This is a genomic window from Sphingopyxis sp. GC21, from assembly GCF_025727575.1.
Classification (GTDB): Bacteria; Pseudomonadota; Alphaproteobacteria; order Sphingomonadales; family Sphingomonadaceae; genus Sphingopyxis; species Sphingopyxis terrae_A.
In genome coordinates, this window is sequence record NZ_CP095845.1 from 1,251,669 (window position 1) to 1,273,582 (window position 21,914).

The window sequence follows — 21,914 nt, forward strand, 5'->3', positions numbered from 1 at the left end:
ACCGTTGGTTGGCCGGCACCGACCTGCCCCAATTTGGGGCTGCCGGGACATGGTTAAGCCAAATTGACGGCCCTGCCGGGCGCGGATAATGGCGAATCGATATCGTCCCAGCAGTTGCCCCAATCAGCTGACTGGCTTTTTGAAAGTCGGTCCACATGTCTGCATCGCGGCTCAGCGTCGTCATGCCCATGTATAATGCGGCACGCTTCGTCGAAGCGGCGATCGACAGCATTTTGGCCCAGACGATGGGCGATTTTATCTTTTACATCGTCGATGACGGTTCGACCGACGCGTCGGGGGACATCGCCGCGCGCAAGGCGGCGACCGATCGGCGGATCAGACTGATTCGCCAGTCCAATCAGGGCATCGTTGCGAGCATGAACCGGATGCTTGGGCTGGTCGAAACGCCCTTCGTCGCGCGTATGGATGCCGACGACATCTCGCTGCCCGACCGTTTCGCGCTGCAGCTGGCGCATTTCGATCGCACGCCGACACTCGGTGCGCTCGGTGGGCAATATGTCGAGATCGACAATGGCGGGCGCCGACGGAGCGGTCATTTCCGGCAACCGGTGGGCTGCGATGACGTGCGCGCCGAACTCGAACTGCGGCCTGCGGTCGCCAATCCGACCGTGATGTTCCGCACCGATGCGCTGCGAAAGGCCGGGCTCTATCGCCCGGCGTTCGGCTATTGCGAGGATTACGACCTCTTTCTGCGGCTCTCCGAGATCGCTGATATCGACAATCTGCCGGACACGCTGCTGCTCTATCGCCGGTCGCCCGAACAGATGAGCGTCGCCAACAACGCGCAGCAGACCGAACAGGCCGCCTATGCCCGGCTCGCGCATCTGGTGCGCAAGACGGGCGCCCCCGATCCCTTCCGCGACATGGCGCGGCTGCCGGCGCTCGCCGATCTCGATGCGCTGCTCAAAAAGCCCGGCATCGGACGGATGGTGGAGACCGATATCATCGCCGCGCGCCGCTATGCTGTCGCCAGCATGGCCGACAGTGAGTTCGTCGACTATTGCAAGCGGCTGGCGAGCGGCGTGCGGCTGGAGGCCGCGACGCGTACGGTGGTGCGCTGCCTCGTCAATCGGCGCGTCGATCGGGCGTTCCGGCTGGCGAGTTCGCTCGTCGCCGGGGTTTTCGTCTGACGCGCGTCAAGCCTGCGGAGCGCGCAGCCGCGCCACGAAAAAGCCGTCGAGCCCGCCCACATCGGCCAGCATCCCCGGCAAGGTTCTGACGCAGCCCATTGCATCCGGCGTTACGCCCTGCGGCAGTTCGTCAGGCCGTACGGGGTCGATCTGCCATTGCGAATTGTTGCCCAGAAACGCCTTGATCTGCTCCTCCCCCTCGGCGCGCTCCAGCGAGCAGGTCGCATAGACGAGCGACCCGCCCGGCTTGACCCAACCGGCGGCGCGGGCGAGCAACTCGCCTTGCAGCGCCGCAAGCTCGTCGATCTGCCGGTCTTCGACGCGGTGCAGCACATCGGGATGGCGCCGGAAAATGCCGGTTGCCGAACAGGGGGCGTCGAGCAGCACGGCATCGGCCTGTGCGTCCGGCTCCCAGCGCCGGATGTCAGCCTGAATGATCTCCGCGGTCTGCTGCGTCCGGCGCAAATTGTCGGTCAGTCGTTCGAGCCGGCGCGCGCTGGTGTCGACAGCCGTCACCGCCCAGCCCGCCGCCGCGAGCTGCATCGTCTTTCCGCCCGGCGCGGCGCACAGGTCGAACACCGATCGGCCATTGCCCTGACCAAGCAGGCGGGCCGGGATGCTGGCGGCAAGATCCTGCACCCACCAGCCGCCATCGCGGAAGCCGGGCAGGTCTTCGACCGCGCTGCCCCGCGGCAGGCGATAGTGCCGCGGTGCGAGCGATCGGGCTTCGGCCCATCCCGCGGCGTCGGGCTCGGCTGCAAAGCTCAGGTCGATCGGCGGCGGTGCGCTCCAGCCATGTTCGGCCGCGGCAACCGTCTCGGCGCCCCAGGCATCGTGCCAGCGCGCCGCCGTCGCGGGCGGCAGGCTCGCGCGCTCGGGTAGTTTCCACGCGTCTTGTTGTGCGCGCGACAGAAGCGCGTGAACCAGTCGCCGCGGCCCACCCGCTACGAGCGGCAGCGCGGTGGCAACCACCGCATGCGGCGGACTGCCGAGCGCGAGCAATTGGGCGAGCGCGAGCCGCAGCACGGCGCGCGACTTCACGTCCTCGGGTAGCGGCTGGGGCGTTGCGCTATCGATCAGCGCATCGAGGTCGACCATCCAGCGCAGCGTTTCCGACGCGATGGCAATGGCAAAGGCCCGATCGGACGGCGGGAGGCCCTGCGTGGCGGCATGCGCCGCAACGTCGAGCGCCTCGCCGCGGCGCAGCACTGCGTCGAGCAGGCGGAGGGCGGCGCGGCGCGGCGCGGTGCCGGCGGGCTCACTTTCGCCGCCTCGTGGCCGGCGTCCGCGGCGCTCGGGCATTTTCGGTCGGCTATCATTGGCGTTCTTCATCATAACGTCCTATATCGGATCCATCATGGCGCACGATCCTCAATCCGACCACATCGGCGGCACACCCCGAGCGACCAAGCGTCCCGGCGATGTCAGACCGCCCGCAAACTGGACCAACGAACCGCTGCCCAAGCCGCAGCCGATTATCGAAGACGCCGCGGAGGCGCAGCCCGGCGGCCGCAACCCGGTACGCTATGGCGACTGGGAATTGAAGGGTCTGGCGATCGACTTCTGATCGGCCGCCGTGCGCAGGTCAGAAGGGGGTCATCCGGCCCATCAGGCGCGTACGGTCGACATATTGATGCTTCAGCACCGCCAATATGTGGATGACGACGAGCACGAGCATGGTGATGCCCAAAAGTTCGTGCCGTTCGTGCAGCGTGTCGGCGAGCGCTTTTGACGGCGCGGCGATCGACGGCACGGTGAACAATCCGAAGAAGTCGATCGGCCGATCGGCGGCGGACATCCAGACCCAGCCCGACAGCGGCAGCAGGATCAGCAGCAGATAGAACAGGAAATGCAGGATCTTGCTGACCGGACGCTGCCATGCGGGCGTTCCGGCGGGCAGCGGCGGGGGCTTGTGGCCGAGGCGCCACAATATGCGCAGCGCGGTCAGCACGAGGATCGTTATCCCCAGCGCCTTGTGGACGTTCATCGCTTCGCGGTGCGCTTCGCGCGGCAGACCTTCGGTCAGCATCGCAAGGCCGATATTGACGATGACCGAAAGGCCGATCAGCCAATGCAGCCATATGGCCACCTTCGTATAGCGCGGGTCGGCGGTCGATCCGGCATCGGCGAGGGTGGCCATATCGGTTCTCCTTAGGCGACGGGGGCGTCCGTCATTGCCGGCACCTTGCCAGCTTTTACCTGTTCGGCAAAGATGTCGCGCATCAGCTGGAGCGAAAGCAGGTGCGCATAGATGAGCGGCAACGTGCCGTTCTGCATCAGCTTGCGCAGCACATCGCCCCGCAGTTCGCGCAGCTTGTTTTCGTCGACCATTTGGAAACCGCGATAGACGAAGGGCTTGTCCGAACCGTCGGGCTGGATGGCGACTTCGCCGTCCATCAGCAGGTCGGCCTTCTTGAGTTCGTCGACCAACATGCCGGTGCGCTGCCCGGCTTCTTCGAAGTTGCGGCAGAAATCGAGCACGGCTTTGGTCTGCTCGCTCGGCTGGCCGTCAACGAACAGGGCGTCGCCCTCGTCGAACTTGCCGACCGCGCCAGAGGTCGGGTCGAAGCAGAGCGACAATTCTTCGCTGCCCGGGTTGAGGCGCGCGAGAAGGAAGGGGTAGCGGCGAATATAGGCCGGAACATAAACCGGATTCTTCAGCTTGCCTTCGTCGTCAACGAAGACGTTGACGCCTTCGTTGAGGCCCATGAGCGCCAGCGGAACCGGATTGTCGCCAGCCGAAAAGATGATCGGAAAGAAGCGGCAAGCCGAGGTGAATTCGTCGGCGGTCAGCGGAATCGCATGCTGGCCGACGAGAAACTTCGCTTCGGCGAGCGGACGGGCGTGGAAATCGACGTGATCGACGCTCGAAAGCGGAACGAGGTCGCCATAGAAAAGCGGGAGGTTGTTGGCGGGCGCTGTGGCCATGATGAAACTCCGGATTGGCGCCCCCAAAGGGATCGAGGGCGAAAGGAATAATCGCGCGCCTTATTGGCAGGCGCGGCGCGGCGCAAGGGGCGTTAGGCCAAGGGCGCCTTCTGGGCGACCAACTTGCCGGGATTGAATAGCCCCCGCGGATCGAGTCCGTCTTTCACCGCACGCAGCGCGGCGAGGCGGGCGGGGCTGTCGAGTTCGGCGAGCATGTCGCGCTTCATCTGCCCGATACCATGTTCGGCCGAGATCGAGCCGCCGAGTTCGAGTACGTGGGTGTAGACGATCCGGCTTGCGTCCTCACCATGCGCCGCGAGCCATGCACGACCGTCGACGCCCATTGGTGGCTGGACATGATGGTGGACGTTTCCGTCGCCAAGATGGCCGAAGGACAGCGCCCGGGTACCCGGAAATGCGGCATCGAGGCGCGCGGGGTTTTCCTCAATGAACTGCGGCATCCGGTCGACTGGAACGCTGACGTCATGCTGGAGGGCCGGACCTTCGGCGCGCTCGGCCTCCGAGATCGAATCGCGCAGGCGCCAGAATTGCTCGCTTTCGCTTTCGCTCTTGGCAATCGCGACGTCACGGATCAGCCCGTCCTCGAGTGCCTTTGCCAGCGATGATTCCAGCGCTTCGGTCAACGCATCACCATCGTCACCGGCCAGCTCGACGAGCGCATACCAGGGATCGGAGGCAGCGAGCGGCGCGCGGGTCTGCGGAATATGGCGCAGCACGGCCTGCAGGCAGGCGTCGGGGATGAGTTCGAAGCCTTCGAGCGTGCGACCGAGCGCGGCGTCGAGCCGGCGCAGGAGGCGCAGCGCATCGTCGGGCGAAGCAAGGCCGATCCACGCCGTGCAGCGCGCGGCGGCAGCGAGGACGAGGCGCAGCGTCGCGGCGGTGACGACGCCGATCGTGCCCTCGGCGCCGCAGAACAAATGCCGCAGGTCATAGCCGCGATTATCCTTCTTGAGCGGGGCCATCGCGTCGAGAATCTCGCCGTCGGGCAGAACCGCCTCAACGCCTTCGACCAGCGCCCGCATCGTTCCGAACCGTAACACCTGCGTTCCGCCGGCATTGGTCGAAACCAGCCCGCCGACCGTCGCTGACCCCTTGCCACCGAGGGTCAAGGGAAAGCGCAGTCCGTGCGCAAGGGCTGCACCATGCAGATGTTCGAGCACGACCCCCGCTTCGACTATCGCCAATCCGGCGGCGACGTCGATATCACGGATCCGGTTCATGCGCCGCAGGCTGAGCAGAAGCTGGTTGCCCGTCGCGTCGGGTGTTGCGCCGCCGACCATGCCGCTGTTTCCGCCTTGCGGGACGATGGCAACCTGCTCCGCGGCGCAGAGCCTGACGACTGCGGCGACTTCGTCACGATTGACCGGGGAAAGCATGGCGGCCGCTTGGCCTCGATAACGGCCGCGCCAATCCGTGAGCCAGGGTGCCATATCATCGGGATCGCGGGTGAACCCCTTGGGGCCCAGCAGATCGACGAGGTGGTTGAGCAGGTCGGCGGAGGGCGGTTGGGTCATGCAGTGCGTCTCGTTGGGGCGCGGGCGCGCAATAGGGGTCGACATCAATTCATTTGCTGTTCAATCATGGTCGTTAGAGGGTTGGCAGATGAATTGCCACCTTGTGGGGCTTTGCAGCGAACGGGAGTATCGGGTGAACGCCATGGCCTGGCACAGTGATGCGGAGCGGGCGCATCCATGGTGACGGCGCTGGCCCTACTGGTCGCGGCGGCTGCGCCCGCGTCGGACGTGCCCATTGCGGCAACGCTGCCGCCGGTGGAGGCGTCCATGCCCGCCATTGTTCCCCCTGATGTCGGCTTTTTCCAGGTCGTGATCGAGCAGCAGATCATCATCCGTGTTCCGGCACAGCGTAGTCCGATCAATAATTTCTCAGCCCCCGCGCCGCCGCCACCGCCCGTTCGTCCGCGCGAAGCGCAGGTGGTCTGGAAGGAAAAGAAGGGGCCGCGCTGCGTCGCGATGAAGAACATCGTGCGGATGGAGGCGGTGCAGCGCGACAGCATCGACCTCATCACCCGCCAGAAGCAGTTGCTGCGTGCCCAGTTGAACCGTGGCTGCCGGGCGCTCGACTTCTATGCCGGCTTCTACATGAAGGGAAACAAGGACGGGCAGCTGTGCAAAGGCCGTGACGAAATTCATGCGCGGACCGGCGCAAAGTGCGAGGTAGACGAGTTTCGCTTGCTCGTCCCGGTGGCGCGCGACGACGACTGAGCGGGGCGGCGCGCGATTTTTCGGCCAGATCGGTCGGCTTTTCTTGACTTTTCACCGCCACTTCCCCTAGGGGCGCGGCAGCAACGGCTGGCGTGGGAAGCCGTGCTACAACATTTTTCCGGACATGATGACCTTATGAAATTTGCCGACATCGGCCTTTCCGACGAACTTTTGCGCGCTGTGACCGAAGCGGGCTATGACGAACCGACACCGATCCAAGCGGGCGCCATCCCTTCGGTTCTGATGATGCGCGACATTATCGGCATCGCGCAAACGGGCACCGGCAAGACAGCATCCTTTGTGCTGCCGATGATCGACATTCTGGCGCATGGCCGCGCCCGCGCGCTGATGCCGCGCTCGCTGATCCTCGAACCGACGCGCGAACTTGCGGCGCAGGTGGCCGAGAATTTCGAAAAATACGGCAAATATCACAAGCTTTCGATGGCGTTGCTCATCGGCGGCGTCCAGATGGGCGATCAGATCAAGGCGCTCGAAAGGGGCGTCGATGTGCTGATCGCGACGCCCGGCCGCCTGATGGACCTGTTCGAGCGCGGCAAAATATTGCTCACCGGCTGCGAACTCCTCGTCATCGACGAGGCGGACCGGATGCTCGACATGGGGTTCATTCCGGACATCGAGAATATCTGCACCAAGCTGCCGGCGAATCGCCAGACCTTGCTCTTTTCGGCGACGATGCCGCCGCCGATCAAGAAGCTCGCCGACAAATTCCTGTCGAATCCCAAGACGATCGAAGTCGCGCGGCCAGCGAGCACCAACGTCAATATTACCGAGTTCCTGGTCAAGACCAGCGAGCGCGGCAAGCGCGAAACGCTGCGCGGGCTGCTCGAGGAAGAGGATATCAGCACCGCGATCATCTTCTGCAATCGCAAGACGACCGTGCGTGAGCTCGCCAAATCGCTCCAACGCTACCGCTATCGCGCGGGCGAGATCCATGGCGACATGGATCAGTCGAGCCGCATTGCCGAACTCGATCGCTTCAAAAAGGGCGATATCAACATCCTCGTCGCGTCCGACGTCGCGGCCCGGGGTCTCGATGTGAAGGGCGTCAGCCACGTCTTCAACTTCGACGCGCCTTGGCATCCCGACGACTATGTCCACCGCATCGGACGTACCGGGCGGGCAGGGGCGAAGGGCCGGGCCTTCACGCTCGTCAGCCCGTCCGATGCGGAGGCGGTTGACAACATCCAGAAGCTGACCGGCCACAAGATCGATATCTTTGCGGGCGGCGAGCGTCAGGAACCCACCGAAGAGATTGAGGAAAAGCAACCGCCGCAAGCGAAGAAGAGCCGGCGCGGCGGTGCGAAACCGAAATCGAAGGACGATGCACCCCGCGCGGAATCCAAAAGCAGCGTATCCAGGCGCCCCGAACGCAAGACACCTGATGCGCCGCGCCAGAAGCCGGTTCGCGACGACGAACCCGACGACGGCTGGAACGGCCCGATGCCGGGCTTCCTTTCGGTCGGTTTCGGTAGCTAAAACCGGGCCCGGATCGGCGGTGCGTTCGCGTCAGACGCGGACGAGCATCTTTCCGATATTCGCGCCGGAAAACAAACCAAGGAACGCGTCGGGCGCCGCTTCGACCCCGTCGCGCACGGTTTCACGCATCGTCACCGCACCGCTCGCGATCAGCCCTGCCATGTCGGCGTAGAATTCTTCCATGCAGTCGAAGAACTGGTCGGTATAGATAAAGCCCTCCATGCGGATACGCGCCGGGATCGTCCGGATCAGGTTGCGCATTTCCTGGGGCTTTCCGTCATTATAGACGTCGATCATGCCGCAGATGGCAAAGCGGGCGAAATCATTGGCGAGTGCGAAGGCCGCGTCGAGATGATCTCCCCCGACATTGTCGAAATAGACGTCGATGCCACTTTTGCCGAGGCCGTCCAGCGCTTCGGTGAGCGCGGGGACCAGCGGGCCCGCCTTGTAATCCACAACGGCATCGGCTCCCAGATCCTTGACCCAGCCGCATTTTTCTGCGCCGCCGGCGGAGCCGATAACCGTCATCTCGCGCGCTTTGGCGATCTGGACCACCGCCGAGCCAACGGCGCCTGCGGCGGCGGACACGAAAACCGTGTCGCCGGGCTTTGCCGCTGCAATGCGGAGAAGGCCGATCCACGCGGTGCCCCCGGTCAGCCCCATATTGTGGAGAAAGGTCTGGGGCGGCATGCCAGCGGCGAGCAGATCGGCAGGCAGCTTGGTGGGCGTCATCTCCAGCCCGATGGTTCCGCCGTCGCGCCAGCCGCCCATGTGCAGGATGATGTCGCCCGGCGCAAAGCCGTCCATTGCGCTTTCGACGACTTCGCCGATCGCTCCGCCGGTCATCGGCTGGTCTAGCTGGAAGGAGGCGGCGTAGCTTTTGGCATCGTTCATCCGGCCGCGCATATAGGGGTCGACCGACAGCCAGTGATTGCGCACGCGAAGCTGATCGGTTTCGAGCGGCAGATCGGGAAGCGCGTGCAGCGCAAAATCGTCGATCGTCGGCAATCCTTGCGGACGACGCACCAGATGCCATGCCTTCGCCATCGATCGTTCCCCCCAATTATCCGAAGATATTTCCTATCGTCAGAAAAGCCGTTGCCAGTGTCAACCAGTCCCGTTAAGAGCGCCCCGTCGCGGGGCCGTAGCTCAGATGGGAGAGCGCTGCAATCGCACTGCAGAGGTCAGGGGTTCGATTCCCCTCGGCTCCACCAGCGACATTCCTCGAATTTTTTGATCAGTGACCGTCATCATAGGCGTCGATGGCAGAAAACAGCATCGTGAGCTGCTCGCGTTCGTCGGTGTCGATGTCGGGACGCCATATCTCGAATAACAGCACTGTGCGGTCGCTGGTGCCGCGATTCCACGCTTCATGTTCAAAGCTGTCGTCGAAGATCATCAATTCACCTTCGCGCCATGCGCGCGTTTCGGCGCCGACGCGGATGCCGCAGCCATCGGGCACTACGAGTGGCAGATGGCAAATAAGCCGAGTATTAAGCAGCCCGTGATGTGGCGCAATGTGGGTTCCGGGTTTGAGACGGGAAAACAACGCTATGGGTGCACGTCCCGGGATCACTGGCTGCGGGGCGAGCGCCAGCGTTGCGAGAGTTTGCGGGCACAAGCGATCCATGCCGCTTGCAATCTCGCCACTTTGCCACAGCCAAGCCGCTCCCCAGTCCGGCTTGTCCAGCAATGGATTGTTGGGCGGAGGTCGATCGGGGTTGGCCGCGACATAGGGCGAAAAATGTTCGCCCGGATCGTTCAACAAGGCTTGCAGTTCGTCGCGGATGGCGGCGGTGGACGCCTCCACTTCGGGAACCCAATCAAATTCCGACCGATCAAAAAATGCCCGCTGCGCAAGGCCGGGGAAGTAGAACATGTTGGGCTGCTGTTGATACAGCGGTTGTTCGCCCGATAATAGCCGCAGAGCCTCGGCTACACGCGGGGTCGCGGTGCGTTGGTCGAGTCCGGCTGCGTGAAGGCGGTTGAACAGGTGGTCGGCCAGAACATTGTCGACATCGGACAAATATTGCTCCGCTCTTTGCAACGAAGGGTGCAGCGCAGGATGCACGTCCCGAGCCTGGGCCGCGGTTGCCAGCGCCAAGCGGTAGAAGCTGCTGGCGGCACGCTCGTCATTGAGCCGACGCTTGAGTTCCGCCATCGCGATCAGCGCCGCGATGTTGCTCCGATCCGCTCGAATGAGCGCGTCGAGCGCCGCTGCTTCGGCGGCTGAATCGCCCCTGCCATGGGCTTCGTGTGCTTTGCGCAGCCATTCATCCTTGGTTGTCATGCCGCCCTCACAAAGCCGTCGAGCACCCGCTTTGCGCCCGCCTGCTCGAATTCGACCTCCAGCTTGTTGCCGTCGATGTCGATGATTTCGCCATAGCCGAATTTTTCGTGGAACACGCGCATACCGATGGCGAGGTCGGCGCGCGGCTTGGCTCCCACCGATGCGGCGGGCGCTCGCTCGGATGGCGCGGGCGCGCGGGTGACGGTCGATGATTGGGCGACCGCGCGCTGCCATGCCGGGCCGCGCGTCATGGTGCGGGCGGGCTGGCGTTCGGCAACATGCGCAAAAGGATCGCCCTGCGCCGCCCAGTTGGCCCGCCAAAGGCTCTGGCCACCGCCGAAGCTGTTCTCGCTCGCCACATGCTCGGGCGGGATTTCGCCGATGAAGCGGCTCGGGATGCTGCTCATCCACTGGCCGTAGATACGCCGGTTCGCGGCATGATAGATGCTGGCGCGCCGACGAGCGCGGGTGATCGCGACATAGGCCAGCCGGCGTTCCTCTTCCAGGCTCGCCGTCCCGCCCTCATCCATCGCGCGTTGCGACGGAAAGACCCCGTCTTCCCAGCCGGCGAGGAAGACATGATCGAACTCGAGGCCCTTGGCGGCGTGGATCGTCATGATCGTCACCGTTTCGGTCTGGTCGTCATTGTCGCGGTCCATCACCAGGCTGACATGCTCGAGAAAGGCTTCGAGCGAGTCATACTCTTCCATCGCGCGAACGAGTTCGGAGAGGTTTTCAAGCCGGCCCGCCGCCTCGGCGCTGCGATCGGCCTGCAGCATTGCGGTATAGCCCGATTCGTCGAGGATGAGCTGCGTCAGCTCGGGGTGCGATAGCTGGCCCGCCTTCGATTGCCAGCCGCGCATCATCGCAACGAAATTGGCGAGCTGGCGCCGCGCCTGCGGAGTCAGCTCGTCGGTTTCGGTAATCCGTGACGCCGCATGGAACAGCGGGGTCCGGTCGATCCGTGCGAACTGGTGGATACGCGCCACCGCCTTGTCGCCCAGCCCGCGCTTCGGGACATTGACGATCCGCTCGAACGCCAGATCGTCGGCTGGCGACTGGACGAGGCGCAAATAGGCGAGCGCATCGCGAATTTCGGCGCGCTCATAGAAGCGGAAGCCGCCCACGATGCGATAGGGCATGCCGATCGCGATGAAGCGATCCTCGAATTCGCGGGTCTGGAACTGCGCGCGGACGAGGATGGCGGCACGGTCAAGTGAAACCCGCCGGCGTTGCAAATCTTCCAGTTCCTCGCCGATCCGCCGCGCTTCCTCGGGGCCGTCCCACACGCCGACGACGCGCACCTTGTCGCCCGCATCGAGTTCGGTCCACAGCGTCTTGCCGAGGCGGTCGCTGTTCTGCGCAATCAGCGCCGACGCGGCCGCCAATATCTGCGGGGTCGATCGGTAATTCTGCTCGAGCCGGATTACCGTCGCGCCGGGAAAGTCCTTTTCGAAGCGCAGGATGTTCGCGACCTCGGCGCCGCGCCACGAATAGATCGACTGGTCGTCGTCGCCGACGCAGCAGATATTCTTGCGCGCCTGCGCCAGCAGCCGCAGCCAGAGATACTGGCTGGCGTTGGTATCCTGATATTCATCGACGAGGATATATTTGAAGCGCTGCTGATAATGTTCGAGCACATCGCGGTGATTTTTCAGGATCACCAGCATGTGCAGCAGTAGGTCGCCGAAATCGCAGGCGTTGAGCGTCTTCAGCCGCGCCTGATACAGCGCATAGAAATGGCCGCCCTTGCCGTCGGCATAGGCTTCCTTGTCACCCGCATCGAGGTCGGGCGGCGTCAGGCCGCGGTTCTTCCACTTGTCGATCAGCGCCGCGAGCTGGCGCGCCGGCCAGCGCTTTTCATCGAGTCCCTCGGTCTGGATGATCTGCTTGAGCACGCGAAGCTGGTCGTCGGTGTCGAGGATGGTGAAATTGCTTTGCAGGCCGACGAGTTCGGCGTGACGGCGCAGCATTTTTGCGCAGATGCTGTGAAAAGTGCCCAGCCAGGGCATGCCCTCGACCGCGTCGCCGATCATCCGTCCGATGCGTTCGCGCATCTCGCGCGCTGCCCTGTTGGTGAAGGTGACGGCCAGGATTTCCGACGGCCAGGCGCGCCGCGTCGCGATGATATGCGCCAGCCGTGCCGTCAGTGCGGCGGTCTTGCCCGTGCCGGCCCCGGCGAGCATCAGCACTGGACCTTCGGTGGTGAGAACGGCCTGCCGCTGCGGGCCGTTCAGGCCCTGCAGATAGGGCGGATCTGACGGCGAGGGCGGCGGCAATTCGGGGAGGGATGAGGGGGTATCCATTATGCGCGAACGATTAGGGAACAGCGCCGCTGCTGTCCAGTGCGCGGCGCAGCGCTGCGTCGGGCCGGGCGCCCTCGTGTTCGAGCCGGTCTATCGTGGCAACCGCCATCGCCCGATATGCGGCGACAAGGTCGGGATCATGCGCGGCAAGCGCCGCAACATGATCACGGATCGTCTGAACGTCGCCACGCAGCAACGGTCCCGAAAGGGCACCGAACCCGCGGTCGAGGCTGTTGTCCAGAGCAGCCTGCACCAGCGGCGCGAGCAGCGCGCGCGGCGCGGCGACTCCCGCGCGTTCAAGAGCCTGCGCGGCATCGGCAATCAGCGTCACGAGATGGTTCGACGCGTGGCAGAGCGCCGCGTGATAAAGCGCGCGGCGCTCTTCGGGAATTTCGACCGCAACACCGCCAAGCAGGCCGACGACCCGCCTGGCTTGCACGGCTGCGTCGACGCTTGAGCCGGTGATCGCAAAGCGCGCGCCCGCCATCCGCGCGACTTCACCCGGCGGGTTGCCCGTGAAGGTCATCGCCGGATGGATAGCGGCCGTCAGCCAGCCCGCATCGCGCAGCGGCGCCAGAGGCGCGGCTCCGCTACGGCCGCTGACGTGGAAAACGAAAGGCGAGGACGGCGTCTTGGATGCTTCGGCCGCCAACGTGGCCACGATGCCGGAAAGGGCGTCATCGGCAAAGGCGATCGCAATCGCATCGCATGTTTGGACGAGTGCCCCAAGGTTGGGGGTGGTTTCGATGCCATCGACTTGCCGCTCCGCTTCGGCCAGTTGTTCGGGCGAACGTCCCCATAGCAAGGGCGGTTTGTGCGACGCGGGCTTCAGTCCGAGCGCCAAGGCGCGCGCTACGCGGCCCGATCCTACGATTCCGATCCGCCGAAATATGTCGATGTTCATGATGTCTGCGATACGGCAGATCATGGTCTGCCGCCACCCGGCGACGGGATCAGGGCCAATCGAAAGGGAGGAAAATGGTGGGCGTGGCAAGGATTGAACTTGCGACCCCTGCGATGTCAACACAGTGCTCTACCACTGAGCTACACGCCCACACGTTTTGGGGTGACGCGCCCCTTAAAGGCCTCGGCGCAGGCTGGCAAGCCCTTCGCGCGCAAAGTTGAAATTATTGTTGGTTGCTGCGATCGGCGCGGCCGAAAAGCATATCGACCTCGCGCACCAGATCCTTGAGGTGAAAGGGCTTGGACAGCAGCTTGGCTTGCGGGACATTCTCTTCGGCGCGCAGCGATACCGCCGCGAATCCGGTGATGAACATCACCTGCGTTTGCGGCGCCGCCTTTGCGGTGTGCTGCGCCAGCTCGATACCATCCATTTCGGGCATCACGATGTCGGAGAGGAGCAGGTCGAATGTGCCCGAATCGATATAGGGGACCGCTTCGGTCCCGCGGTCGACCGCGGTCACATGATAACCCGCGCTGGTCAGCGCCCGCGCCAGATATTCGCGCATCACATCATCATCTTCGGCGAGCAAGATGCGGATCATCGTAAAATTCTGCCTCTGTCTTCCGGCTGCGCCCGACCGTGTAATCGCGCGTACCGCACCCCTCGAATGAAACTGTGTCATAGCGGGAGAGATTTAACAAATTCCCGCGCCGCTGGATTCGTCGGCGCTTTTTTGCCACCCTCTTATATCGATGCCCCACCGCACCCTTCCGCCCGCCGCAATCGCGGTCCAACGTCCCGACGCGCCAGGCTCCGTCGTCGTGTCGATCCCGCATGCCGGGCGCCTCTATCCGCCTGAAATACTTGCAGCGGCGCGCGTGCCGATCGCCGATCTCGAGCGGCTGGAGGATCGCTGGTGCGATGTCATCGCGGCGGGTGCGGTCGAGGCCGGCGCGACAGTGGTGCAGGCGCTGTGGGCGCGCGCTGTCGCCGATTGCAATCGCGGCGAGGGGCAGATGGCGCCCGCCGAGGTCGCAGTGCCGCTTCGCGCACAATTTTCGGCGCCGGGCCGCAAGGAGCGCGCCGGGCTGGGCGTCGTGCCGACGCGGCTCGCCGACTGCGGTACATTGTGGAAACGTCCGATCGACCGGGCCGCGCTGCACTGGCGTCTCGAATCGCTGCATCGGCCCTATCATGCAGCAATTGCCGAAGAACTCGCTGCGGCGCGTGATCGCTTCGGCCACGCCATTCTGATCGACCTGCACAGCATGCCTTCGATTCCGTCCGGACAGCCAGGTCATGGGGCGCGCATCGTGATCGGCGATCGCTTCGGCACGTCCGCGGGCGAGTGGCTGTCCGACCTGCTTCTCGACAGTGCCGCACGGCTCGGCGTCGCCGTGACGCGCAACCAGCCCTATGCGGGTGGGCATATCGTGCGGACGCACGGGCGACCGCTGGCGGGCGTCCACGCGGTTCAGATCGAAATCGACCGGAGCCTCTATCTGCACCCCGACAAGAGCGTCGATGCGGCCCGTTCGGGCGCGCTTGCACGCTGGTTCGCCGGCCTGATCGATGCGGCGGGGCAGATGCGTCCCGATGGCGACATGCTGCCGCTGGCCGCCGAATAAAAAACCACCTCGTACCGGAGTACGAGGTGGCCAGGGTCCAGGGAGGACGCACCCACGTCCGCTAGGACGAGGCGCTCGCCGCGATGGAAAGGGGGAAAACCATGGCGGCGTAGGATCAATTTAGGATGGGTCGCGACACGTTACAAGACGCGTCTGTGCAAAATCTGCAGCAATGCGAAACTGGTCGGGGAGAGAGGATTCTCGCCGCCTTTAGAGATAAGTGTCTGTAAAAGCTAAAATCTTTCTGCGCCCTCGTCGAGGCATGCCACGGGGGTATCGCACAGGCGAGTCGCACGAGAAGATTTTTTCAAATGGGAGCCATTCCTTACACCTATCGACGGCGCAGCGGAATTTATGCGCTCCGGCGAAAAATCCGCTTCTTGAGCGATAAACCTCATCCCATAACCTTATCGCTTTGGACGAAAGAATTGTCCGAGGCCCGCTTTCGGGCTGCCGCGGCTTGCGCAGCCCTCGATAGGGTTGTGGCTATGATCAGACACGATATCATCTTAAACGGCGGCGCGCGCTCCGCATCCGTGCTTGCCGAAATCGCTCGCAAGGCAACCGATGCACAACTCGGGTTGGCCATTCAGGAACAGTTGCACGGTCCAAATCCGGAAGCCGAAGAAGCAGCACGCGTGTTCGGCGACTATTATCTTCTTGCCGCGCGACACAACGGCGCCGCGGTTCTTGACGATCCGACGCGCGAAAGCCTGCGCGCACAGGGGCGGTCAGAGCGGCATATGCACAAGCTTGAATTGCTGGTGCGGCATAATGCCGGCACCAATGCATTGTCCGACGTGCAACTGTCGTTGCAGTGCGAGCAATTGGGGCTGTCCTTCGACAAGCGCTATGCCGATGATGACCGTCGCACCATGCTCACCGCCTGGGCCGACGCCCAGTTTCGGGCCGCGACATTCAATACGCCCCTTGTGCAGAGCCAACCTGAGCCAATCGCGTTCCTGCTGAACGCTCCGCGCGAAGCAATTGCACGGGCGCGTTCTGAGCCACCGAAAGCCGAACGGCAGGATGCCGGCGTATCGCAACAGCCGGCGCGATCGGTCGCCGCCGATCATCCCGATCCGGCACCGAAAAAGCTAACGCCAATATTGAGCGAGGTAATTGATGATGTCGTGGCGGGCATTGTTAGCCAGGGCCATTGGAAAGATGGCCCGGGCAGCACGGCCGAAGATGGCAAGCGCCTCGTCAAACAATTTGTCTGGATGGTCGGCGACTTGCCCGCCGAGGACTATGGCCAACAGCATCTCTCGCATTTTTGCCGTGAAATGATGAGCATGCCGAAGACGGTGCGCGTGCAGACATTTTGGCACGAGCCATATGAGGAGGCGAAGAAGAAATTTCCCCCGCTCACGACACAGAACAGCCGTAAGGCGGTCACGTTCAACAAGGATCTGGCCTATCTTGCCCGCTTTGGTCATCGGATGGTGACCGAAGGGTATTGGCGGGAAGGCCAAATCAGTCCGCTTAAATTTTCCCGGAAGGTGACGGTCGGCCAGAAGTCGAAAGCGAAGTCGCCCTGGCAACCGGCGCATATCGAGGAAATGCTGGCATCTCCGATATATGTCGGAAATGGTGGCTCGAAGAGGCGCCTGAAAGGCGGGCGGTATATCCATCAGGATGCGGCCTATTGGGTCCTTCTGCTCGCGGTCTATACCGCCGCGACGCAAGGAGAAATCTGCGGGCTTCTCGTCGAGGAGGTGGTGAGCGAAGAGGCTTTTCTTCCACATTTGCTCTTCCAGAAGAATCGACTTCGCTCGCTCAAGCGCGAGGCTCGCGAGCGCGAGGTTCCAATCCATCCGCGCCTGATCGCGCTCGGATTTCTGGACTATGTCGCTTGCGTCAAGGCTGAGGGCACGAGCGAGCTCTTCCCGGAACTCTGGCTCAACGACGTCAAACGCGGCGGCGATCAATATCGTGCAACGGTGTGGGACAAGGTAATCGACTGGTTCCGACCGCGCGGGCTGGCCATCCCGGTTGGCGATACAGGTAAAGAGGCCGATTTCCATTCACTGCGCAACTTGGTGCTGTCGCAACTTGACCGAGCATGGATCAATCAGAACATCGTCAAGGATATTGCGGGCCACGCCCGCAAGGGGGTCACCGCGCAGACCTACCAGAATCTCAAAGCGAGCGGGGGTCTCAACGATGTGCTGACGGAACGGCTCAGGGTTTTGCAGTGTCTGCCTGACTTTGCGGCGGGTGTTGTGCGGCAGGCGCCCCGTCTTCTTCCCATCAATCTCAGGAGCCGATGATGAAAGTTTTCCATCCCAACTTGCCACCGATCGATTACGACGAAGACGCCTTATATCGTGACGCCATTTACTATGGTCGCCAGCTGGTGCTGGACGATCTGGCACAGAACCCGGAACGGGAAATGAAGCATTATGCCCGGGCAGCAATCTGCCACGCCCATGCTTCCGCGTTCGGCAGTCAAGCGGCTAGACTGCTTTCTGCGCTAAGCGAAACGCCGACGGTAGCTGCGCTCGCGGCGTTACCTCGGTCGTTCTTGCTGGACCACAAGCGCAAGGTTACCGAGCGCTTCGATGCTTTGGGCTTCAAATCCTGCGTTCAATATGGGTGGATGCAGGGCATTGCACTCGGCGTGGCGCAAGCCGCGGATGCCATCTGTCACGCCGACGACCAAGGGCGCGGACATCCGTCGTTGTCGCTCGAAGCCTTCTTGCGGCAGGGCGGCCATGTCCTGCCTCCATTTGAGAGCGATAACGTGGACGATATGCCGGGGGTGGCGCGTCCTCGCATGCGTCCCGAACGAGCTGGTTCCAGTGAAGAATCCTTTGTCAGCGCAGCAATGCCGTCCGCAAACCCTCACGACGAGCTCGAGATGCCGGCTGAAATCCGGGATCAGCCACGCGGCGGAGACGCTGAGCCGGGCGAAGGACCCGGTGTCATCGCCGGCAAGACGTGCGGAGATCTCATCATCGAATGGCTGCAAAGCAAGGGCCAGCTGAGCCGAGCCGAGCAATCGCGTCAGGGAACTTCGGCACGGCACCTCGTAACCGCATTGGGCCTGACCGATTTGCCGGCCGAGAGCCTCGCATCGCTTCGGCCAAATTCGTTGTCGAAGTTCGCCAAATATATCGAGGCCTATCCGCTGACACACCGCGGCGAGCGCGCGAGAATTGCGCACATCAAGGCGTTTCTCCAATATGCGCGCGAGGTACCCATCGAGGTTCGGCGGCTCGATTGGGATAGTCTCGTCAAGGGAGGCACCCATGGCTAATCCTGAAGCTGGTGCGTCTGAATATTTTAATGTTCAATACCTGTTTTCTTCTGCGCAGCAGATGAAAACCCGTGGTGCGCGCAGCGCTGAACGGCGTGTCGCCCACATTGTGCGCGCAGAATGGGGAGATGTCCCATGCCAGTGAGCCGCTCCAAATATCGGGGCACACATCTGGAGAATGCTGCGCAATGGTTGCTCGAGATCGAGGAGATGGCGAGCGGCGGTTGGACGGAAGGTCTCGGGGGTCCGCGCCGGACAAATGGCTATCTTGTCGCACAGAAGAGGAAGCCCGCTCCGTCCGGCGGCAAGTCATCGACCGCGCCAGCAAGCGCGTCGCGGGCTCCCGTCAGCGTGCCGCGGATGGTTCGGGTGTCCGAGCCCCGTTGGGCGCCGAGACCGCAGAGCAACGTTCGTGCCCATCATTTCGAGCACAAGACGATCCTCGCCTCGAAAAAGGGGTCGGTCTCCGTCGCGGAAGCGCGCGGGGCCTACACCCTCGCTTTCAATGCCGCCGATGGCGTGATTGAAGCCAAGGTCCGCGCGACGGTCGCAGCCGAATATATTGAGGGAACTACGAGTTCCGAGGCGGAACGCGTCGCTTATATCGCCGGCACCAACGGGGATACCAACGAGGAGCGGGTGCGCTTCTGGGCGCTCGCCAACGAGAACGCCCATTTTGTGGGCGAGCACAAGGTCCGCGTTTGCGTGACCGGTGCCGAGGCGGCTTGGGCCAAAGCTGCCCATGATCCGTCGATGCCGACTGAACTGCGCGCGACGCTCGCTGATGCTCTCAAAGACGAAGGGTTAGCGGAGCGGGTGGTCAATGACGCCGGCATCATCGTGCGATGGCTCAAGGGCAACAGGCGCTTTCCGGCAGAATTGCGCGACCGGGTCGAATTGGAAAGGCCAAAAAATGGCCGTGTGGCCTATTCCATCATCGGACAATTTCCGCACACCATGTCCGAGGCTGGCATGCGCAGCTGCCTTGATGACTTCGGTGAAGAATTTTCGCGGCGGAAGATTCCATGGCAGGCGGTGATCCACGAGCCGACAGCCAAGAATTCCGCAAAGAACTGGCATTTTCACCTGATCTATTATGCGGGTCCGGCCGAAAAGCTGGAAGGCGGTCGCTGGAGCTTCGAGCGGGAATGGCGGCGCAACAAATATCGGACCAACGAATGGGTGCCGCTCAAACGGCTGGGACGCAGCGAGGAAATCGCATCAGCAGATTGGGTGCCGAATCTGAAAGCCCGCTGGCGCGACATCGTAAATAAGCGATCGCAAGATGAGGGCCTGGAAATCTCCTTTACTAATGAGACGAACCGCGCCCGCGGGTTGCCGAAAGCCCAGACGCGCTACAGTCCCGGCCGGCAGGCGCTCCATAAGAAAGGCTATTTTACGGCCAGCGACGTCGAGCAAATATTGGACAGCTGGGCGGACTATAAGAAGCGCGCACGCCGGGCCGCTGCCGAGCGGGTCCGCAAATTGAGGGGCCGCTATGATCGACTGAGCCGTGATAAGCGACTCGAAACGCTTCCTCCTGCTCAAGTTGACTCCGTTCTCGACACGCTCGACGCATGCCAAGGGAGGCTGGAAGAAATCGAACGCCTGCTTCAGGTTGGTTCCGACGCGGCCGTCCTGCGGGAAATGTTGGTGAGCGGCCCCCACGCAGCGGAAGCCTATTATTCGGGGATCTTGACTGACCTTGAACGGAAAAAGCCGACGCCAGCTCGGTCTGACAAGGCTGCGTTCGCCAATGAAGTCTGCGCGGAAGCGGCCGAGTGCCTCCGCGACCTTCAACCCACAATGTCGAAGCTGTCCGCCATTCGGGCGGATAGCGAGGCGGAAATATCTGCCCTCGGGAAAATATTGTCGACTGAGCTCACAGGCGCCGAGCGAGAAGTCGAGACGCTGGTCGCGCGCACGACTGCGCAATCCGCGCTTGCCGACGAGCGGCTGCGCCAAGATAGCATGACAGATCGCACACGCCCCGTGATGGCCGCTGCCAGAGCGGCGTTTCTATCTTCGCATCCGCAGATGTAGCCAGCGCGGCAGCACAAAGACCCGCAATGTGCAGAGCATCAGGCCTGAACGGCCATTGGTAGGCCAGGTGGAAGCAAGGAAAAGCTGCCTGGCACACAGGCCAATGGAGTATGACTAATGGAATATCAGAACGGGACCGCCTCGCTCGAGGCGGCGCTTTCGCTGTGTGCGCAGCAACCGGATGTCCGTGTGCTACGCCGGGTCGGCCCTATCGACCGGCTGGTATCGGAGCGGGCACCGCGGGGACGTGTGCGTCGGATCGGTATTGTCGACACTGAGGCGACATCGACGAATGCCAGAAGCGCCGAGCTGCTCGACATCGCTGTCGCGGTGCTGCTTGTCGACGCCGCGGGCGAACTCATCGGCGTCGAGAAAACGTTGCAATCACTTCGCGATCCTGGTGGCCCTATACCCGCCGAAGTCACCAAACTGACCGGCATAACCAATGAAATGGTGACCGGCCGTATTCTGAGCCAGGAAAAATGGGCGCGCCTCTTGAGCGGGTGCGATCTTCTGGTCGCCCATAACGCTGCCTACGACGTCCCTATCGTCGAGCGGTTCCTGCCGGAAATTGCGGACCAAGCATGGGCCTGCTCGATGCGTCAGATCGGTTGGCTGGACCACGGATTCGACGGCGCGAAACTCGGGCATCTTCTGATACAGATCGGCCGCTTCGCCACCGGACACCGCGCGGCCGTCGACGTGATCAGCCTCTGCCATATCCTCGCGCACCGCGATGCGAACGGGCGAACACTGATGAGCGAGCTTCTGGAAAAGGCTGCGTGCGACACGGTTCGTATCGATGCGAAGGGCACGGACTTTTCGATCAAGGACCGCTTGCGCGAGCGCCGCTACCGCTGGGATCCGGTCGGAAAAGCCTGGTGGATCGAAGTCCGCGCAGATGAAGTCGACGAAGAACGCCGGTGGCTCGAATTCGAGATCGGATGTCGCAACCCCGTGATGACCGTGATGACCGCGCGCACGCGGTTTCGGTGAAAACGCAGCAGGAGAGCGGGAAGATTGAGCACCGCAATGGAGCGGAAAAAAGCTCTGGCGCCTCGCCATCGTTGAAGGAAATTGTGAATGGACACCGAAGAATTTCTGCGCCGTCTCCACTGTTGGGCTGCGGCGCTCAAACGCCTTATGAGCCCTCCAGGCATTGAAAATGCCGAGAAATCGACCTGTTTCGCGTCTGGGGAAGAGTTGAACGAAGTGCAAATCGCCAGCTTGGCATTTTTTGCCGCCAAAGTGTCAAAGCCCTTGGTCTATCTGACCTGGGATCGCTCTTTCGGCTATCTGCCATTACGGACCGATGCCTTCCTGCCCAAGACGGGGGCGGTCGAATTGACGAGGGGACTGATCCCGTGGACTGCAGGGCAGGGGCGCCCTGTCATCCTGGTCGAAGCAGCTGGCGACAACGCCTATGCGATGAAGCCGAACGGGCGCCTGCGCAAATGCCTACGGCCGACTGACGATCTGGACGCCGGCATGTCCCTCGCGCTGGACCTTATTCGCGCTGCCGCAGCCGAAATCGATGGGGTCGTTCTACAGGCTCGTTCGGAAATGTCGAAAGCGGGGAAGGGGAGGTTTTAACGAGACCCCGTTCCGCTCAGCCACAAATCACAAGCATCGCCAAGGGCCGCTAAAGTGCGGCCCTTGGCG

General features: G+C 62.9%; 20 protein-coding genes and 2 tRNA genes. 12 read left to right on the forward strand and 10 right to left on the reverse strand.

All coding sequences use genetic code 11. The features are described from left to right. Positions 1–155: 155 nt before the first annotated feature. Positions 156–1,151: a glycosyltransferase family 2 protein gene (locus tag MU856_RS05960; protein ID WP_062902387.1), complete on the forward strand. Its 996-nt coding sequence runs from the start codon at positions 156–158 to the stop codon at positions 1,149–1,151. A gap of 6 nt (positions 1,152–1,157) precedes the next feature. Here MU856_RS05960 and MU856_RS05965 read toward each other — a convergent pair whose 3' ends face one another. Continuing rightward, the gene (locus MU856_RS05965; protein WP_263588568.1) at positions 1,158–2,453 is read right to left on the reverse strand and encodes an RsmB/NOP family class I SAM-dependent RNA methyltransferase; all 1,296 of its coding nucleotides are present in this window, start codon (positions 2,451–2,453) and stop codon (positions 1,158–1,160) included. Positions 2,454–2,508: 55 nt separating this feature from the next. On the opposite strand from MU856_RS05965, the gene MU856_RS05970 reads away from it, so the two are divergent. Further along, the gene (locus tag MU856_RS05970) at positions 2,509–2,718 is read left to right on the forward strand and encodes a DUF1674 domain-containing protein (protein ID WP_062903200.1); all 210 of its coding nucleotides are present in this window, start codon (positions 2,509–2,511) and stop codon (positions 2,716–2,718) included. 18 nt (positions 2,719–2,736) lie between these two features. On the opposite strand, the gene MU856_RS05975 is transcribed toward MU856_RS05970, so the two are convergent. The 3 genes from MU856_RS05975 to MU856_RS05985 all read right to left on the reverse strand — a co-directional run bounded on the left by MU856_RS05975 (position 2,737) and on the right by MU856_RS05985 (position 5,614). Further along, on the reverse strand, positions 2,737–3,291 hold the full coding sequence (locus MU856_RS05975; protein WP_217373413.1) for a cytochrome b: 555 nt from the start codon (positions 3,289–3,291) through the stop codon (positions 2,737–2,739). 11 nt (positions 3,292–3,302) lie between these two features. Continuing rightward, positions 3,303–4,079: a SapC family protein gene (locus MU856_RS05980; RefSeq protein WP_003051455.1), complete on the reverse strand. Its 777-nt coding sequence runs from the start codon at positions 4,077–4,079 to the stop codon at positions 3,303–3,305. 92 nt (positions 4,080–4,171) lie between these two features. Beyond that, complete coding sequence (locus MU856_RS05985; protein WP_263588569.1) at positions 4,172–5,614, reverse strand: FAD-binding oxidoreductase; 1,443 nt, start codon at positions 5,612–5,614, stop codon at positions 4,172–4,174. A gap of 177 nt (positions 5,615–5,791) precedes the next feature. Between MU856_RS05985 and MU856_RS05990 the strand changes: the two genes are divergently transcribed. Together MU856_RS05990 and MU856_RS05995 are read left to right on the forward strand one after the other, a co-directional pair. Then, positions 5,792–6,322, forward strand: a complete 531-nt coding sequence (locus MU856_RS05990) for a hypothetical protein (RefSeq protein WP_062902390.1) — start codon at positions 5,792–5,794, stop codon at positions 6,320–6,322. Positions 6,323–6,457: 135 nt separating this feature from the next. Next, positions 6,458–7,819 carry a DEAD/DEAH box helicase gene (locus MU856_RS05995; protein ID WP_263588570.1) on the forward strand — a complete coding sequence of 454 codons (1,362 nt, stop codon included), beginning with the start codon at positions 6,458–6,460 and terminating at the stop codon, positions 7,817–7,819. 30 nt (positions 7,820–7,849) lie between these two features. Here MU856_RS05995 and MU856_RS06000 read toward each other — a convergent pair whose 3' ends face one another. Next, positions 7,850–8,866: an NADP-dependent oxidoreductase gene (locus MU856_RS06000; protein ID WP_082819950.1), complete on the reverse strand. Its 1,017-nt coding sequence runs from the start codon at positions 8,864–8,866 to the stop codon at positions 7,850–7,852. Between the two features lie 91 nt (positions 8,867–8,957). Between MU856_RS06000 and MU856_RS06005 the strand changes: the two genes are divergently transcribed. Beyond that, positions 8,958–9,033 (forward strand) — tRNA-Ala (locus MU856_RS06005). A 23-nt stretch (positions 9,034–9,056) separates the two neighbouring features. On the opposite strand, the gene MU856_RS06010 is transcribed toward MU856_RS06005, so the two are convergent. The 5 genes from MU856_RS06010 to cpdR all read right to left on the reverse strand — a co-directional run bounded on the left by MU856_RS06010 (position 9,057) and on the right by cpdR (position 13,920). After that, positions 9,057–10,109 (reverse strand): aspartyl/asparaginyl beta-hydroxylase domain-containing protein, encoded by a 1,053-nt coding sequence (locus tag MU856_RS06010; protein WP_263588571.1) that lies wholly within the window; start codon positions 10,107–10,109, stop codon positions 9,057–9,059. Next, entirely contained in the window at positions 10,106–12,415 is a 2,310-nt protein-coding gene (locus tag MU856_RS06015; protein WP_263588572.1) for an ATP-dependent helicase, read from the reverse strand. The genes MU856_RS06010 and MU856_RS06015 overlap by 4 nt, the downstream gene beginning before the upstream one ends. 13 nt (positions 12,416–12,428) lie before the next feature. Further along, positions 12,429–13,319, reverse strand: coding sequence for a Rossmann-like and DUF2520 domain-containing protein (locus MU856_RS06020; protein ID WP_263588573.1), 891 nt, complete (start codon positions 13,317–13,319; stop codon positions 12,429–12,431). Positions 13,320–13,394: 75 nt separating this feature from the next. Beyond that, a tRNA-Val gene (locus MU856_RS06025) sits at positions 13,395–13,469 on the reverse strand. 73 nt (positions 13,470–13,542) lie between these two features. After that, entirely contained in the window at positions 13,543–13,920 is a 378-nt protein-coding gene (cpdR, locus tag MU856_RS06030; protein ID WP_062764864.1) for a cell cycle two-component system response regulator CpdR, read from the reverse strand. A gap of 151 nt (positions 13,921–14,071) precedes the next feature. On the opposite strand from cpdR, the gene MU856_RS06035 reads away from it, so the two are divergent. From MU856_RS06035 to MU856_RS06065, 7 genes are all read left to right on the forward strand, one after another. Then, complete coding sequence (locus MU856_RS06035) at positions 14,072–14,947, forward strand: N-formylglutamate amidohydrolase (protein ID WP_234179024.1); 876 nt, start codon at positions 14,072–14,074, stop codon at positions 14,945–14,947. A 488-nt stretch (positions 14,948–15,435) separates the two neighbouring features. Then, complete coding sequence (locus MU856_RS06040; protein ID WP_263588574.1) at positions 15,436–17,220, forward strand: hypothetical protein; 1,785 nt, start codon at positions 15,436–15,438, stop codon at positions 17,218–17,220. After that, positions 17,217–18,209 (forward strand): hypothetical protein, encoded by a 993-nt coding sequence (locus MU856_RS06045; RefSeq protein WP_263588575.1) that lies wholly within the window; start codon positions 17,217–17,219, stop codon positions 18,207–18,209. Before MU856_RS06040 ends, MU856_RS06045 begins: the two co-directional genes overlap by 4 nt. Continuing rightward, positions 18,202–18,354: a hypothetical protein gene (locus tag MU856_RS06050; RefSeq protein WP_263588576.1), complete on the forward strand. Its 153-nt coding sequence runs from the start codon at positions 18,202–18,204 to the stop codon at positions 18,352–18,354. Before MU856_RS06045 ends, MU856_RS06050 begins: the two co-directional genes overlap by 8 nt. Further along, positions 18,351–20,252 (forward strand): hypothetical protein, encoded by a 1,902-nt coding sequence (locus tag MU856_RS06055; RefSeq protein ID WP_263588577.1) that lies wholly within the window; start codon positions 18,351–18,353, stop codon positions 20,250–20,252. Before MU856_RS06050 ends, MU856_RS06055 begins: the two co-directional genes overlap by 4 nt. A 117-nt stretch (positions 20,253–20,369) precedes the next feature. After that, entirely contained in the window at positions 20,370–21,248 is an 879-nt protein-coding gene (locus MU856_RS06060) for a 3'-5' exonuclease (protein WP_263588578.1), read from the forward strand. Positions 21,249–21,335: 87 nt separating this feature from the next. Then, positions 21,336–21,845 carry a hypothetical protein gene (locus tag MU856_RS06065; RefSeq protein ID WP_067106716.1) on the forward strand — a complete coding sequence of 170 codons (510 nt, stop codon included), beginning with the start codon at positions 21,336–21,338 and terminating at the stop codon, positions 21,843–21,845. Positions 21,846–21,914: the final 69 nt, after the last annotated feature.